Below are 16813 nucleotides of genomic sequence, written 5' to 3'. Positions count from 1 at the left end.
ACCAAAGATTTGGAGCCCTTTTTATGTTTTTAATGCGCAGTACTTTCGAAATTCAGGTTTAATTTCTTGTGGCCTTCTTAACAGTACTAATCTGTTCTTTAAGCTCTTGTATTTTTTTGTAGTATTGTTCACGATCAGCCGCGGCAGCCCTTGTCATTAATAAATGAAATTGAATATAATCTTCACGCCCAACTGGACGTACCATTAGCACATTCTTATTGCTCTCCTCCAAAAATGCTGGTAAATACCATTCACCAGATACTGAAGCTACTTGAAACCAATTTTCTTTTAAAGCAAGTGGACTTGAATAATACTCCCCATTGAAAAGAACCCCTTCTTTTGTTACTTTAGCAATCTCATTTGAACAAGTCCCCATTAAAAACACTCCTTCATTCAACAACTCGTTATCATTCTTATCCATGTTTCGATTTAAATAAACAAGGAGCACACATTCCTCCACTTATTTTGAAAAGTTGAACAAAGAAAGGCCTGGGTAAAACCTCCATAAATACCATTAAAATTCGAAAAGACACGAACCATAATCAGTTCGTGTCTTCAAATTTGGGATGACCCTACTACGAAACACTTTCATCAATATCGACCTGTTTTTCCATTTTTGCTTGACTGATTGCAGAACGGGAATACAAAAACTTTCTCTGATATTTCTGTACCTTGCTGGTAATGCTGTTTACTCCGTTCTTCGCTTCAATATCAAGGCTATATACGGTATCAAATTTACTGGTAATGTCCAGCTTGATGTTCGGTGGACATAACGTAATCCATTGAACCTTGAGCAACTCAAGTGCAACAAAGAGTGGTTCAATCAATTCCGGAGCCGACATTTCCCCAAACATGTTGTCCGTAATTAATAACCCAGGTGAATCATCCTGGTTCTGCTGTTTTAGAAGCATACAGAGGACAATAAGATGCGACATCAGGGTTTGCCCACCGCTCTTGGATGATTCTTTATCACCGCCATTGTTAATGACGTTCCATTCTTTATATAGATGCGGCTTTATCTCTTCCTTCAGAAAGTTCCCGGAAGCATCAGGAATGTAAAGCTGGATGCGTGGGAACTCTCCCATGACCGAAAGCACAATTTCGCTAATATGGGTTCGTTTTGTAATTTGGCTTTTCGGAACCTTATCTGCACTGCCGTACTCCTGCATCAGTTCCTGAATCTGCCTAGCACAGTAAGACTTCACGATACTAGCAATTTCAGTCTTACTTTCAGGAAACTTTGCACCGTGTTTAAACCGGACCAATTCCACAAAACGTCCTCTGGTATTTCTGACTTTCATCCTGCCTACCATTGTTTTTATGGAATTGATAATCAACACGACCCGCCGGCTCACTCTTTCGGACCAGAAAGTGATGGCATCCTCAGCTTTTTGCTTCTGGATTAACTGATCCTCAGCCTCTTTTTCTGCCCATTCCTTGATGCGAAGCAGTAGTTCGACAATCTCTTGGTTGTTAGAGGAAGACTGGCGAAGGATTTTCAGCCTTTCAAGCAGCGGTTCCTTAACTAATGTTGTCATGGTACTGTTAGCTTCAATCAAACTAAAGAGCGAATCATACTCTATCGAAATTGTTTTCTGCTGCGCTTTTATCACATCATCAATTCGATATTTTTGGTTCATCCATTCCTTGACCGCACGCTCTGGGTTCCAGCGAATGTCTTTGATTTCTTCATCTTCCAGCCGATATAAAGAAGTTTGCACAAGTTCTTCACGAAGACTATCCAAAAGGAGCGAGATAGTTTTCTTGTCATTCGTCTTTTCATTGATTTCGCTTTTCACCGTATTGACAAGATACTCGTACTTTCTTTTTTCATCGACGTATTTTTTCCGAAACAGCTCATATTGGAAGTTCTCCCAAATTTCAATCTCATGCCCGTTACGCTCGAACTCCTTGACCATCCTTTGAAGTTCAGTTTCAAGTGTTCCAAGAGACTTGGACTTCTCACTCTTTACTGCTGCTTTTTCACTTCTTTTCATCATCAGAGTAACCCGTTCCTCTTGTGCCAGGTCCTTATCCGATTTCAATTGTGAAATGGTTTTGGCGGGAACCTCAAGATATTGCCATGTAACCTGAAATTCAGCAAGAGCACTTTCAATTTCATTTTTTCTTTGAACGAGTTTCTTGTTCTCCTCACGCTTAACTGCGATTTGGGTATCCATGCTGTTTTGTTGTTTGGACAACGCCTCATGCTGTTGAATCATGGCGGCAGCCTCAGGTCCAACCACAACGTCATAATCCGGAAGATAATGATCTCCTTCATATTCCGCACTGCTGACCGGGAAAATGGCATTCGGCACAATATCCCGTATTTTGATCAGTTCCGATTTAGCTTGGGTTTTCCAAGCAACATACCTGTCTCCAAGAGTCTCGAGTGTTCTCTTCTCGTGTACCAACTTTTCTTCAACGGCTTTTACTTCTTCTTTCGATTGTTCGATTTCCCTCTCAAGTTGGACCATGTAAGCCAGATTTTTTTCGTAGACACCACAGTCACGAATCCATTCTTCCAAGATGATAAGATCATTTTCCAATTGGCGGATGACCTTTTCACATTCAGACAACTGTAATTCAACTATACCTTTATTCTGCTCGTGCATTAACTTCTCGGTGACAAGGTCATTAAGGATTTCCGTAGGTGTTATCCCCGTATTGCTGTAATCCAACAGCCTCCAAAGGATACAGCACAGACTTCGCCATCTTTTGTCGAGGAACAACGAATACGGCGACATCCAAATGTTCTTCGAGGAAGAAATTGAAATCCACCTTTTCAAAATCTTCTTCCATCATGACAATACTGTACGGAAGCAGAGGATTCCGTGCTAGCTCAGTTTCTCTATCCACCGTCGATAAGGAACCCAATAGATGTGAACCCAGACGGCACTTAACCCCCTGTTGCTCAATTTTATCCCGTGCCTTTAACAACGCTCGGTTCGGAATCCACCCGTTTATTTTTTTGCTTTCCTCTAGGAGTTCGAAATCAAGCTCGCTCTTCCATAGCTGGCGCAGCTTATCATCATATCTCCGTTTTTCAGATTCGAGCTTTCCGACAACGGCTTCCCTTTGTTGAGAGAACCACTCACGGCTAGGCTTTTGATCAAAATCAAAATCTACTTTGAGCGTATCGGCGATCGATTGTACGAGAGCTTCTTCTTCTATACCCCGTGAAGTAAGAGACGCTTCTTTACTTTCAATATCATTACCAAGAAGCTCAACCTCCTTGGTCACACTCCCTATTTTCTCAGCAAGACGAAGAATTTCGGTTTCTAGGCCATCCCGATCGGTTGTCAGTTTATCTTTTTCCCTTCGAAAGTGGTGTAACTCTTGTGTTTTGTCCTCCTTTACTTCTTCGGGGGATAACCGGATCTTTTCTCCGAACTTTTGTGCCATCACATTCTTTTGTTTCTCGTGCTGTTCGAGTGCTTGGCTTGTCAGCTTCCACGTCTCTTCGAACTGAGTTTGCAGCTTATTTTTTTCGTCGCGCCGCGTCTCGAGAGTTTGAATCTCATTCTTGTGTATCCGCACGAGAAATTCCGATTGGTTGATTTTACTTTGCCAAGAAGGGTAGGTTGTATTATCCCATACTGCCTTAAATTTGGATTTCAAATCCTCCATCTGGGAAACAAGATCCTTCAATTCAAGATTTGTTTCCAAATGCCTAATAGTATTGAGGTTTTCTGTAATGGAAGCATCGACTTCATGATATTCCTTTATCAGCATGTTCAAATCTAATTCTCGGATTTCATTTTCCTTTTCCCCAATGGTCTGATTTAACCCTTCGATTTCCGTAGAAAGGTTATCTATTTCCCTGTTTGCAGTGTTCCATTCCTGATATTTTTTCATGTATTCCACATTTTTTAGCTTCCGATCCGTTTCATTAACCTGCTGTTCATATCTTTCTAAATCACTTTCCAACACTGCGAGAGCTTTATCCAAATCATCTTGCCGCTCTTTTAACACCTCACGGATGGCATACCCTTTTTCCGCGTGAGTATCCCTTTGATTCTCGGTTGAAATTACGTGGGAATAGGACTGGATGAGTGGGTCTAATATTGATGTTAGTTGCCGTGCCGCTTCGGAGATTTGAAGGATTTTCGGAAGTTCCTGTGCGATTTTCAGTACCTCGGAGAAGGTTTCCACCAGGTCTAACTTCTCCGTTACGTTTACCGAAGCTTCAATGGCGCTGTTGGTTAATGGAACCACCTTTTTATAAAACAGCCCGTGGTTGTCGGTTGCCTTATTAAAGAATGAAGATACATCGTTCTCAGCAGAGTTAATGACTTCCATGGTATGAATGGTGCTTTGCAAAATACCGTAATCATTCAGAAGATCGAGATATTGCTGCTCGTTGCTTCGGTTAAACTGCATTATTTTCAAGGGATATTCGGTTTGAATGATTTCTTTCCACTCAGCAAGTTCCACTGCCTTATTGGTGTTCACATCCCACAAAGGCAACTTGGTGATGTCAAACGTCTCGTCATCTGCCATATACTCTGATAAAAAAAGCATATATTCCAACTCAATAGGGGAAGAACCCTCTTTCTGCCGATCTCTCGACACCAGTTTGGGAGTAACCGAAATGCCGGTAAGCAGGCGACGGTTCTGGTCCAATTCAAATTTGTGGACGACATGAAATGTGTACTTGATGGATTTCTGTTCACGGTTAAAAAATAAATGCTCTACTTTATTTTTACCGTCTTTCCAAGAGGCCAGCGGTGAGAGAGGCTGCATAAAAAGCTGAAGAAGGAGCCCTTTCCCGCCGCCATTCCGAAAGGTAATCGCGGTATTACCCGGAAACACGATCTCAGCTGATTCTGGATGTACGGAAAAATCCAAGTACAAGTCTTCGTGACGAATGGTATCCCCGGCATAACGTACACCGACAATCCGGGTCGCCAATAATCGTGGCAACATTAGGCGGTCTCCTCCTTTGTATCACTTGCTTTAGCCGGCTCCTTCTTGGATTCCTGAATAAGAGCCTTTAATACTTGATAGCGGTCTAATTCCGGTAAAACAGACTGCATCCGTTCGTACAGCTGCTGTTTTGGAAATACAATGAAACTTGTCTTGTGCTGCTTGCTGATGTACACCAACCCTTCCTTTTCCAATAAGGACATCGCCGTAAGTATGTACCCTATTCTTGTCCTTTGATTGGCGGTTATTTTCTTATTGGCCCGGCTGAAATGGGTTCTTTGCCATTTGGAACACATTTCTTTTACGGCTAACCCAAAGTCCGTCGAAAAGGCACCTTTTTTTTCATCGTCGATTTGTTTCCAATTCTCCAGCGTGTTATTTACAAGCTCCTCTAACTGCGGAAAGCTGATGCCCTCGTTGTCAATGGACAACTTAACGTCATAGCCGGATTCAAGCTCGGAAAAGAATGTGCAAATTATTGTGGCTATGAGGAAAAACTCCACCTTGTCCTCAAAGCTCCTGGTGTATCTTCTCGAATTTTTCATTTCACTTAAGGAAGTGGCAAAAATACACCCTTCCGGCTCTGCCACGAGATGAAGGTGCTCTTCATGTTCGTGGATATCCGTTCTCCACATCCTGGCCCACTTTTTAATGGCGACGCGGACGCCTTCCTCTTCTTTATAAGGCTGTACCAGCGTGTGGTTCATAGGTAAAAAACCTTTCTTCAATAGTTCCCCATAGAGACGGTTTGCAGCTTCAAAGTCGCGTTCAGAAATCATTGGTACCCCGCTCTCCTTTCTGAAATAGTTGAATGGTGATAGGTGATACTTCAATTTCCTCATGAAGTGTAATTTTCAAATCGTCTGGAGCATAGGTAGTGAACGTTGAATTGATCAGCCCCCCATATTGCGGATATTTTGCAATCATTTTTCGGAGGAAATCCAGTTTATGGTCAACATCTTCTTGAGTTAACTCTTCCTCTGTCACGGTAAATACAGGGTCTTCATTCATTTTGAAAAGCATCCATATATCAAAGGCTTCCCGACATTTGACCCATTCACTAAATTCCTCTTCTTCGAAGTGCTGATAAATGGACGTTGAAATCTCCCCGAACTCGAGCAGACGGGAGATCAGTGGGGCCCATAAGTCTACAATTCGATCCCAATCCAGCTCCATCGGCTTTATGGCGGGTTGAGCATCTTCTTCTTCAGAAAAATCCACTTCCCATTGAAACGGGATTTGTTCCATAGCTATCCATTCGAGCGGGAACAAAAATGGTTTCTGTGGAGAAAACATCGAATTGGCTATCAGATACAGAGCATCCGGATGTTGAAATCCATGTTCTTTAGCAACCTTCCAAATCGACTCCTTAAACGTCTTTTTCGGGCGTGACCAGAACATGGTGATAAAGTAGTTGCTCCGATATTCAAAATCCGTTCGGATATTCCCAATTACCAGTTTTGCCAGATAGTCATGGGACTTGCTAGTACGCTGGATACGATGCATTAACCGATTGACATTTCTCTTTTTTTCCGGGTCTTTGGCGACACTGACTTTTTCCAGTGCATTCATCATTCGGGTATAACCGCGTCTTTCCTCATTAAACTGTTCCTCAATATCTTTGAGGTTTTTATTCCAGCGGCGGTTTTGTTCATAAATCGCAATCCACGGATTTCGCTTTAACTGCTTCAAGTGTTCCTTCTCTTCATGTATTAATTTGCGTACATTTACATCAAGCCGATCGAGGGTTGCTCTTGCTTCCTTTAAATTGCCCCGCTTTATCATCATTTCTGCAATCATCTGTTCTAGCGTAATGTCCGTTTCCGCCTCAAATTCATGAATGGATAAAACAATTTGAATTGCATCAGAACTCAGTTTGTAAATCTCCAGTTCATTATCCAAATCACTGGCATCTCGGTCCAACTCGAAATATTGAAACCTGTGTTTGGTCCAGGACGCACTCGCTTCATCGAAATATTCATCTTCGAATGAAAAACTTACAAAGCTTTTACTATTGCTCCACATCATGTTTTCGATAATGCGTTCGGCGATATCTGCATCCGCCTGAAAACAAAGATTACAGGCTGCCAACGCAATTTGAATAAGATCATTCCTACTTCGTTTCTGATTGTCATTAATCTCTCGAATAAACATCTCGCGTAGGATGATGAATCGAATTTTTCCTAAATACGAACTGTTCTCTCCCAAATCAACACCGGTAGACATCACCCAAATGAGATTCAGTTGCTTGATTCTCTCTCCTAATCCTTCCATGGTTTCACTGGACAGCAAGCGGTTCACCCCCTCTGCATTCTTAAATTATGCAATTGTAACTTCTTCCTACGGTCACTACGCTTATGAGGCTGTGTCAGCGGGAGCACATTCCGCTAATGATTCAGCGTTGAATACTTCCTGTGCTATACGCTCTTTGTTATGTAACAAAGAATTAAGCAGCTCCTTTGTTTCAGGATCGTGAAATTCGGATAAGAACAAAGCAAACTGTTTTTCCGTAATTTTCTGTTCGGTAATGATAGAAGTCTTTTGATTCAACCCGTAACACAGTGACCATTCATAAAACTCCGTAGCGAGATGAATGGAAAACTGAGGGTAGGCCCCCTTAAAATCAACAAAGATTTTATAACCTTCCGGATCCAAATCCCCTGCATATCGAACATTTACGTTATCGAGATTAGGAAGCAGTTCCACTATATATTCAAAATTCCCGATTATTCGGAAGCCAGCTCCAAAGATAAGGAGTTCTGGTTCAGACTTAAAGGGCCATCTATTTCTATGGATTAGCTGCTTGCAGGTGTTAAAGGTTGATAATCCTTCCAGCACCAATACTTCACGCACATCGGTCGCTCTTGGATTTTTGTAGTACACAAACGACTCTCGAACCGGATAACAAACTAACTCATCCAACGTAACCTTTAACCGATTCAAGAACGACTTCCCTTCTTTACTGCCCATCCATTTCTCCTTTTCTTCCCTTTCATTCCACGGAGATAACTGGGAAAATAATTGAAGCGAACGCTCCTCCCTTGATATCGGCGATCGTAGATGCTTTTCCTTCATGAAAGCATGGATAATTTTTATTTTCCGCCATTCATCTTCTGTTTGTAAAAAGGGATAAGACCGGTAATACGACAGATCTAAAAGGTCGGACACTTCAACATATTGGTCGATAGACCACCCTTTCAGTTCTTTGTTGTCTCTTAACCAATACCACTCTCTTAGTGACTCAGGGCCTTTTTTTATAATCCGTGCCGTTCTAGGAATCTCTAATATTCCATCATTAAGCATTTGGTTAATTACCAAGGAGAAGAATTGAAACCCACCTGCCTCTTGGTACTTATTTATATCGTGAAAAGCACGAATCACTTCTTTTTCTATTGCAAACATATTAACTTTCTTCTTGCTCCCAATTTTTAATGGTTGGGAGAAGATCTCTAGTAGATGACTGATTATTTGTTCCTTCTTCATCATTGGCCTCCAAGATACATCGACGTTATGATACTTTATTTCCATAGCTATAGATGCATGAGAGGTCAAGTCCAAAATTATGTGTAAAATCCCTCAGCTAGAATGGGCTACATGATTCGGGTTACTTTCGAGACAGATTTTGGCCGGCTTTCACGCCATTCCAGGTATTCGACCATATCGAGGTACTTCTTGCCGGAAGCCCATTTCTCGTCCTGTTCCATGAGTAGTGCACCGATGAGTCGAATGACGGATTCCCGGTTGGGAAAAATGCGAATCACGCGTTCCCGGCGGCGAACTTCCTCATTCAGACGTTCTACGCTGTTTGTCGTTCTCAAGCGCTTACGGTACTTTTCCGGCAGGCTCAAAACGGCGGTGACATCGTCAAAACCGGCTTCCAGAATCCGCATCGCCTTCGCCGCTTTGTCCTCGTAAGCCGCCAACGTCTGCTGCAAAAGCAGCCGGGCCGCTTCCGGGTTGGGCGCCTCCAGGATCGCTCGTACATGCGTGTGGATTTCATCCTTCAGGACTTTCGGAGAGGCATCCAGTACGTTGCGCATAAAGTGCGTCTGACACCGCTGCCAAGTCACGCCCTGCAATTGTTGGCGAATCGAGCGAACCACCCCGCCATGATCATCAGACACGATCAGATCCACGCCACGGAGTCCGCGGGACTTGAGCCAGTTGAAGAACTCCGTCCAGCTTTCTTCGGATTCCGTGTCTCCGAGCATCAGGCCCAGCACTTCCCGATACCCGTCCGTGTTGACGCCAACGGCGAGCATCACGCCGCGATTGCGAACACGTCCGTCTTCCCGCACCTTCAAATACAGCGCATCAACGAGGACAAAGGGAAATCGGCTGTCAGAAAGCGGACGATTATTCCAAGCCGTTACGATCGGATCCAGACGCTTGCACAGATCGGCTACAGTGGATTTGGAGAACTCGGTACCGCACAGTTCTTCCGTTACTTGAGCCACCTTGCGCGTGGAAACCCCATTGACGACCATCTCCATCATCGTCAAAATGAGCGCTTGTTCGCTGCGCTGGTAACGGGCAAACAGCTCCGTTGTAAACTTTCCGCCACGGATACGCGGCACACTCAACGTAATCGTGCCAATACGCGTATGCAGTTGATGGGGATAGGAGCCGTTGCGGTAACCTTGCCGGTTTTCGGTACGCTCATAACGCTGTGCCTCCAATTGTTCCGTCACCTGCGCCTGTAAGATTTGGTTCAGTACCGATTCCAGCAATTTTGCAACACCGGAATCCTGGGTGTTGCCTAAGAAAAGTTGATGCAAAAGTTGAGAATCTACGTTAATCTGGTATTGAGCCATATCTGAATCTCCTCCTGAAGAATGTTGCTTAGACACCATCATTCTAACTGAGGGATTGGGATTATGGCTCCCTTTATTTTCAGTAAACTACCATTTTACACAATTATACGGACTCAACTTGCATGAGAAGTCTATTAAAATTAAAAAACCTCATAAAGATGATAGATTTATTACCATCTTTACCAGGCTGTTAGGCAATTATTCATTCTTTTCGGTTTTAAATTTTCTTTTGGATCACTTCCCCCCTCCATAGGGATAGACCCAATCAACGAGTTACCTATTCGCATCAGATCGAGTTTCGAGATAAATGAACATCAAATTGCCCCCACCTAGAAACTTCAGACGGAAGCAATTGTAAAACAAGCGGCATCAAAAATTAATCACGGCAACAAGAAATCCTATGCTTTTTTGATCTTGAAGAGCCAGGACTGGGACAACTGCTCAAAATGTACGCCAAGTAGTGGAAAGAATGCAAGCAGTTCTCCTTGGTTGGCAAATCTCGTCGAAATAGCCGCGCAAACTTCGTCCCCAAAATGTCTCTGACGAAGATCATTCACGCCTTCGGAAGGACCGACAAAAGCATCAATAGCAGAATTTCATTTTTTCGTCCTCACACGTTCCCGAAGGTGGCCCACATAAATTTGATTTGGATCATTCGGGTTGTATTTTCGTTTCATCGCTCGTTCAAACTCATCGACTAACTTTGCAAATTCGGATACATTCGGCTCAAGTCCAAACGCACGCTTCATGTCCCTATAATGGCGAAAAAAAACCTCTTTCGCTTCTTCACAAGGATAGCCTAATTGCTGGAGCTCCAAAATAACAGCTTGTGCGTAATGTTTAATCATTAATCGTCGGCTTGACATCTGGGACATAATTAAGTTATTCCTCTCAATTTAGAGTTTAGGCCGAACATCAACCCGATATTTATCAATTATCCAACGTTCGTTATATAATTTTTCAGCTTCTTCTTCAGACATTTGTTTTAGAAGATCCTCAAACTCAATAATAATCGCAGCAGCATCCATTGAATCAGCATATCCCACTTTATCGAATGCAGCTATTAGTGAACCTACCGCCTGTTTGGAAGTAATACAGTTATTTAAAACATGGGAGAAGTTGTCTATAAATAACTCACTATTAGAGATTGCCGTCTTTTGAAGAATTGGATCTTTAGTCTTTAAAAAAACACGGATTGATTCAAGATAATTTACAAAGCTGTTCTCACTCGGAAGTTTATCAATATGGCGTTCTAATAGATCGATTAAGAAAGTGACTTTTTCTTCGTCATTAAGCAATGTCATTATTATCACCTTCATTGGCAATTTGTTTTCGCATATTCATCTCTACTACTATGTTACAGTGAGGTCATCAATTACATCATGATGAATTTCAATAAACTTCTTTCTTAAGCCAGAAACCCGAATCAGTTCCCAACGCTTAACAATTGCATTCGTATTCATCAATTCTACTGCCTTGAGATTAATTCGTCTTTTTTGAAATTCCTCAACCGTCTCCAATACAACATTTAATTGTTTGGCCGTTTCAGGTAACTTGTGTAACATTTTAAATAAAAGAGGTAACTTACCGATCCTTCGTCCGATCTCTGTTTTCGTTACCCTGATAAGTTTATCAGATTTTCCATACAAAATTTCATTTGCCGCTAATTGAACCTCTTTAGCAATTTGATGATCCCTTTCTTCCCAATTGATCCGTTCACGCTTTTTAATACTCTTCCTATTAACGGGCGAATGTTCATGCAACCACGTCCTATCATGTCTGTACAGCCAGGTATAAGCAGATTGATTTAGTTTTCTAAGCTCGGTTACAGACAACTCACTATTACTACTTATTAATTTCTTCCATTCTTCTTTATAGCGCATGCTTTCTTGATCAACCGCAGATGATATGACTGTTTTGCTATCGGAAAGCCTACTTATCACTGTTTTCGGATCACAACCAAGCCTTCTGGACATTTCTCTCAGCGATATATCTTGTTGAGATATAATTCGCAATTTCTCGTTCCATACTTCACCAAAGTTTTTTATTCGGCCAATCTTAAAACGATCATCATTGGATTGATCTGGCCCTTTCCGCGAATAGACAAATCCACAGGAACAGGAGAAAGTTCCTACTGGCATTCCCGTTTTTGAACATCTTGTAATTTCACATGATGATATCACTGGATCTTTATAATGATTTGCAGCTTTGTTGAGACATGGCCATGGCCCTTTCCCAAAAGGTTCATAAGATATCTTATAATCAGATATTTGATTAGTCATGCTTTCGATAGTCTCGCCTAGAAAACCAAGAACCAATAGATGCCTTAACGGGTGGCACGTAACACGCGGTTTCCTAAGTAATTTATGTAGCCATGTTGCTTCTTGCGAAAGTTCAATGTGACTTTGAAGTTCTATTAGCAATTCTTTTCCGAAAAATAGGTTAAATGCAGGTATTAGATCCGCCCACCTGATTCTTCCCGTATGATTGGCCAGACCCATATGTTGCAACTTCGATACATAAAATCGATTCAGTTTAAGCAAACCGAGAGGATTCCAACTACTGCTCAAGAGAAGATTTGTCTGTTCAGCAATAAACTTCAGGATATTAAAAGACTGGGGAGGTACTGGATTGTACTGTAAGTCCTCATTCTTCAAAATAATTTCTAACGATACATATTCGTGCTTATTTCTTTGCTTGGTATGTGTCACATTGGTTGTGATAAGCGCATTAGGGTGATAATGACATACAAATACCCCATCGGCCTGGTGGGACCTATGCCAATACGCCTCTCCATAGATTTCGCGATCTCTAATAACACAAGTCGGGCAATACCTTAATCCTTGTTGTGTTTTAACCGTCGAGGCCGGTTTACCAATCTGCATGTAAGCAGAAGTCCCCTTACCTGACTTCATTATTTCTTTCATTTCTAAATATCTTTTGTCAGAAATAAAAAGCGCATAGTATGGGAGAAATGTATGGTAAATAATTAACTCTTCAGGACTATACAAACTTCCAGGAGGCATTCTATCACATAGAGAAGTCAAATGGGATGGGAATAGTAATGATGCACACACTTGTGTATCCCCAAATAAATCTTCCATCGTCAGTTTATGATTCTCGTTTCCTGAATCTCTATGATATCTGGAAAAAGCACTATATAGTATTTCATCCGGGAACAAAGAAGGAAAATATATCATACTGCCTTCACTCCAAACTAATTGGCAATATGATTATTTTTCCCCTTTCCGATAAGGATATTCCCAACATAGTACGAAATATTTACCTCTGTTTTCCTTTAGACTTCTCGATTGAGTTGCTCTAATAACATCTCAATTTTGGCCCTTGTCTCGTCTCCACATCGACCATATTGCTTAGAATAATTTAAAACAGCTCTATACGTTACGGTCCGATATCCTTTCATCCTCAACTTCTTAAATATTCGGTTAAGGCCTCTAATTAAAAAAGACTCAAAATCTTCAATCGATTGCTGTAATACTCTTGTGCTCTCTGGTAAGCGCTCTTGCATATTTGTTATCCTTGATTTTTCCAAAGGGGTTAATTGATTCAATATTGTGTGTTTTCTTATCCTGGTGCTACAAGTTATTTTCAATTGATTAGTTACTTCCCAAATTTTCTTTGCCAGTATTATGTCGAAATCTTTTAAATCAATTTTTTCTTTAACTCTTGCCTGTCTCGGAAAATGTTTGTTTAGCCACTCCGAATCATGTCGATATAACCAGTTATATTCTCTTGGATGTAAACGAAGCATCGTTATTCGCTTTGTGGTCTTCTTTTCTCTTGCCGTCTCCAACAATATATTTCGAAATATATACTTGTTCTCCAATACCCCAGTAGTTGCAGTTTCTTTTATAGCTAATGAAGTATCATAAGGGATCTTTAATTCTGATGCTTTTACCATCTGGTACTTTAACTGATTTACATAAGTTTTTAACGCGGTTTCGGAAAAGCCGGTTTTTTTTCGAATCTGATAAATTGAATATCCCGCACTATAAAGATCCTTCACTTTTTCTTGCCACAGATGCCCCTTACTAACGACCAAGGGTTTGCGTGATTCATCCCCTTCCGGTTTCCATAACCGTGAATAAGTATAACCACAAATTGGACACACAAATTCAACCGAAACTGTAGAACCACCTGATCCCTTCGAATTACGAGTACAACGGTTAATCACCTTTCGATTATATCCTTCACATATTGTGTTGTAGCACTCCCAAGGGCCATTACCAAAAGGAACTTGAATTGCGATAGGATGATTATAGCTAAGTAACTCATCAACGGAATGAAAAAGATACTGGATTAGCACGATATAAAACAAGACATGTCTTCTCATATCATCCAACGTCAGAAAACGAGCTACAAAATGTTTTGATACTAATTGAGTCTTCTCTAACCCAATTACTTTTAGCTGCTCTGATGAATATTTGGATACCATTTCGCTTAAAAACTCCAATTTCATCACACGACCACGGTAATGAATATATTTTAGTTCCCACAATTTCATCATTAACTTTAATTGAATAATTTCAGCACTAAGCTGATCAGAGTAATCTCGTAGTTTGCATAAATCCTGCATCAGTTTATCTTTGAACATAGTAATGGAGTTTGTCTTTTCAATTAGTGGAGTTTCCATAGTTGATTTGCATTTTTTGCATTTCGATTGGTAAATGAGTTCTTCTGCATAGTCTTTACTCAAAGGATAATTACAATTTGGGCACGCATTAATAAGTTTCGAATAGTGAACTGGACAATAATCAAGGAACGATAGTTGATGAATACGATGTACGTAACAAATTCCGAATTGTTCTTCATCAACTTTCAAACATTCAGGGCAATATCGTATCTGTTTTGAGAATAGCCCTGCTATATGGAGTAGAGTTGTTTGATATAATTTTTCATTACCGAATTTCATGAGCATATGTATTTTTTCTTGATTTGTTTTTGTAAGGAAACAGAATATTAACCCTACCCATGTATGCTTTTCAATGAAGGTATTAAGTCGAAGAGAATGCCCAATCGGAAGTCTGCAACAAAAATATTCAAGTTTCATCGGAAACATAAGATTTTTATGGGACCTTATACCGAACAGTTCTTCCTTTGACTCTGAAAATATGGAATTGGAGGACATAAGGTGATAACGATAAACAATGCTTCGAAAATCTTCATCGGGTAACGGTTCAGGGAAGAAGAGCATTTGAGGCATACAGCACCCCCATCATTGTCTTTTCGAATTTAAGATATAATATCTAGCAACTCATCTACGCCTCTTATATACCCCTTTTCCTCAAGTGCTTCTTCCGTAGTTAACCCTTTTCTGTGCCCAACTTGAACAACATATCGAATATCATCGTGCTTCAATTCAGGTTTTACCTTTTTCACTACTTTCTTTTTCGGAAGCTCTTCTGTTGATTTTATAATATTGCTTTTAGTTACTACCTGAGTATAATCAGCGTTATCTACAACAAGCCGTGCAATCTGACCAAACATTAAGGTAATATCGCCCATTCCAGAACTAGCATCATAAACCTTATTCGCTAGAACTTCTGCATCAGTTGAAGATTGAACAAGCTGCAGTGCAAATTCCGTTAGTTTAGCCAAGATCTCTTCTTTTCTTTTTTCCTGAAGAACTCGCGCATGTTCTTCTGCTAAGCTTCCGTGTACAGTAATCCTATGAGACGCCTCTTTTATATAGCCGTTTAATGGAACCCAATCCGGCTTAATATCATCCAATTCTTTGTACGCGGTTGGATCGCCCGAGCGTATTCTATTAAATATAGGCTGAACTAAGTTCAGACTTCTTTCTGACACCTCACGAATATAAGACACGCGTATACGCTCATCTCCACCATTTACAATCGTCAGGGATTGAATGTGGATAAATAGCTTGACCGCAATATCTGGAATCCCCATGGAATAAAAATGCATTGCTTTTTTTATCTCAGGCGTGACTTCGGTATATGTTTTTGTATATTGAAGATCCCAAAGATTTTCGATGAAATGATTCCATTCCCAACTATCCTCAAGCATATAGCCTGATATATTTTCTGCATAGCCATTTGGCAAACACTTCCTGGTATTAGCCAGCGAATCTTTGAACAGGTATAGTGCTTTATATGATCCGATTAAAATAACCGGTACTCCAAGTGTATTTACAAGTTGAGTGATAAAATCGATCATGTCCTCTTCTCCACCAGAGTAAGCCTTCTGAATTTTTTGTATCTCATCAATCACAAGTACACCTAGATTAACTTGGGCCACGGTCTTAATCAGTCTAATTACCAGTTTATCGATTGTTCCAGGCTTTTCAGCATATCTTTCATAGAAGTTCGTTCCCAATAATTTATCTACCTCAGCATAAAAGCTTTTGCAAAATGTACCGACCGATTTATTATATGGACATTCTACTTTTAACCATACCAGTTGAGTCTGCGTTAGCGCTCTCCCTTGATACTCACTATGATGAATGACTTGTGGAAACAATTTGGTTAACATTCGTTCATATATTTGCGTTTTTCCATAACCATTGATGGCGATTTCGACTAGACTCTGGGCTGTCTGAACATTCCCAGCTAAGTTTGCGCCGTTTTCATCAATACCTGATTTAAATATCTCATCCCAACCTACTGCAAACTGACGATTATACATTGCGTGCATCGGATTTCTTGATTGATAACCCATTTTGATCATCGTATATAAATTTCGATACTTATCATAGTGTGAAGGTAGAGGCAACCAAAAATCTGGCCGTATTTGTTGAACCAATTCAAGACGGTCTTCAATGCATAAATTGTTGTACTTCGAATCCATAGGGGGTGCAGAATAAAGTGCATCAATGAAAGTACTTATATCAACCCGGTTAGGCAATGCTTCAATAAAAGGGTTCCCTTGATTTTTGGGATTGATTTGCTCAGTATATTTGGCAAAGATATGCGTTCCTTTTAAACCAACATTTCCATCGCTAATCATCGGACTCATTTCTTCTCCTTCTTTCTAAAAGTCCGGTGAAAAAGTCCGCGTAAAGCAGGCCTTTATCACGGGTTTGTCGAATT

General features: G+C 40.8%; 12 protein-coding genes. All 12 read right to left on the bottom strand.

The annotated features are described in order from the left end of the window. Positions 1 to 58 precede the first annotated feature (58 nt). On the bottom strand, positions 59 to 448 hold the full coding sequence (locus ACFFK0_RS22550) for a hypothetical protein (RefSeq protein ID WP_377472625.1): 390 nt from the start codon (positions 446 to 448) through the stop codon (positions 59 to 61). 127 nt (positions 449 to 575) lie between these two features. Beyond that, entirely contained in the window at positions 576 to 2681 is a 2106-nt protein-coding gene (locus ACFFK0_RS22545) for a coiled-coil domain-containing protein (RefSeq protein ID WP_377472624.1), read from the bottom strand. After that, the gene (locus ACFFK0_RS22540; RefSeq protein ID WP_377472623.1) at positions 2638 to 4929 is read right to left on the bottom strand and encodes a coiled-coil domain-containing protein; all 2292 of its coding nucleotides are present in this window, start codon (positions 4927 to 4929) and stop codon (positions 2638 to 2640) included. The genes ACFFK0_RS22545 and ACFFK0_RS22540 overlap by 44 nt, the downstream gene beginning before the upstream one ends. Then, entirely contained in the window at positions 4929 to 5708 is a 780-nt protein-coding gene (locus ACFFK0_RS22535) for a DUF6063 family protein (RefSeq protein ID WP_377472622.1), read from the bottom strand. Before ACFFK0_RS22535 ends, ACFFK0_RS22540 begins: the two co-directional genes overlap by 1 nt. Next, positions 5698 to 7221, bottom strand: coding sequence for a hypothetical protein (locus ACFFK0_RS22530; RefSeq protein ID WP_377472621.1), 1524 nt, complete (start codon positions 7219 to 7221; stop codon positions 5698 to 5700). Before ACFFK0_RS22530 ends, ACFFK0_RS22535 begins: the two co-directional genes overlap by 11 nt. Before the next feature lie 63 nt (positions 7222 to 7284). Then, the gene (locus tag ACFFK0_RS22525) at positions 7285 to 8412 is read right to left on the bottom strand and encodes a Wadjet anti-phage system protein JetD domain-containing protein (protein WP_377472620.1); all 1128 of its coding nucleotides are present in this window, start codon (positions 8410 to 8412) and stop codon (positions 7285 to 7287) included. 107 nt (positions 8413 to 8519) lie between these two features. After that, a complete protein-coding gene (locus ACFFK0_RS22520; RefSeq protein ID WP_377472619.1) occupies positions 8520 to 9743 on the bottom strand; it encodes an IS256 family transposase in 1224 nt (407 codons plus the stop codon). A gap of 596 nt (positions 9744 to 10339) precedes the next feature. Further along, the gene (locus ACFFK0_RS22515) at positions 10340 to 10618 is read right to left on the bottom strand and encodes a hypothetical protein (protein ID WP_377472618.1); all 279 of its coding nucleotides are present in this window, start codon (positions 10616 to 10618) and stop codon (positions 10340 to 10342) included. Between the two features lie 21 nt (positions 10619 to 10639). Then, positions 10640 to 11047 (bottom strand): hypothetical protein, encoded by a 408-nt coding sequence (locus ACFFK0_RS22510; RefSeq protein ID WP_377472617.1) that lies wholly within the window; start codon positions 11045 to 11047, stop codon positions 10640 to 10642. Between the two features lie 48 nt (positions 11048 to 11095). After that, a complete protein-coding gene (locus ACFFK0_RS22505; RefSeq protein ID WP_377472616.1) occupies positions 11096 to 12943 on the bottom strand; it encodes a TnsD family Tn7-like transposition protein in 1848 nt (615 codons plus the stop codon). A gap of 98 nt (positions 12944 to 13041) precedes the next feature. Continuing rightward, the gene (locus ACFFK0_RS22500) at positions 13042 to 14967 is read right to left on the bottom strand and encodes a TnsD family Tn7-like transposition protein (protein WP_377472615.1); all 1926 of its coding nucleotides are present in this window, start codon (positions 14965 to 14967) and stop codon (positions 13042 to 13044) included. Between the two features lie 29 nt (positions 14968 to 14996). Then, positions 14997 to 16739 (bottom strand): ATP-binding protein, encoded by a 1743-nt coding sequence (locus ACFFK0_RS22495; protein ID WP_377472614.1) that lies wholly within the window; start codon positions 16737 to 16739, stop codon positions 14997 to 14999. Positions 16740 to 16813: the final 74 nt, after the last annotated feature.

Origin of the sequence: Paenibacillus chartarius (assembly GCF_042432825.1) — a bacterium.
In the GTDB taxonomy this organism is placed as follows: Bacteria; Bacillota; Bacilli; order Paenibacillales; family NBRC-103111; genus Gordoniibacillus; species Gordoniibacillus chartarius.
Note: the sequence above shows the minus strand (reverse complement) of the source record. Positions and strands in the feature narration are given on the sequence as shown.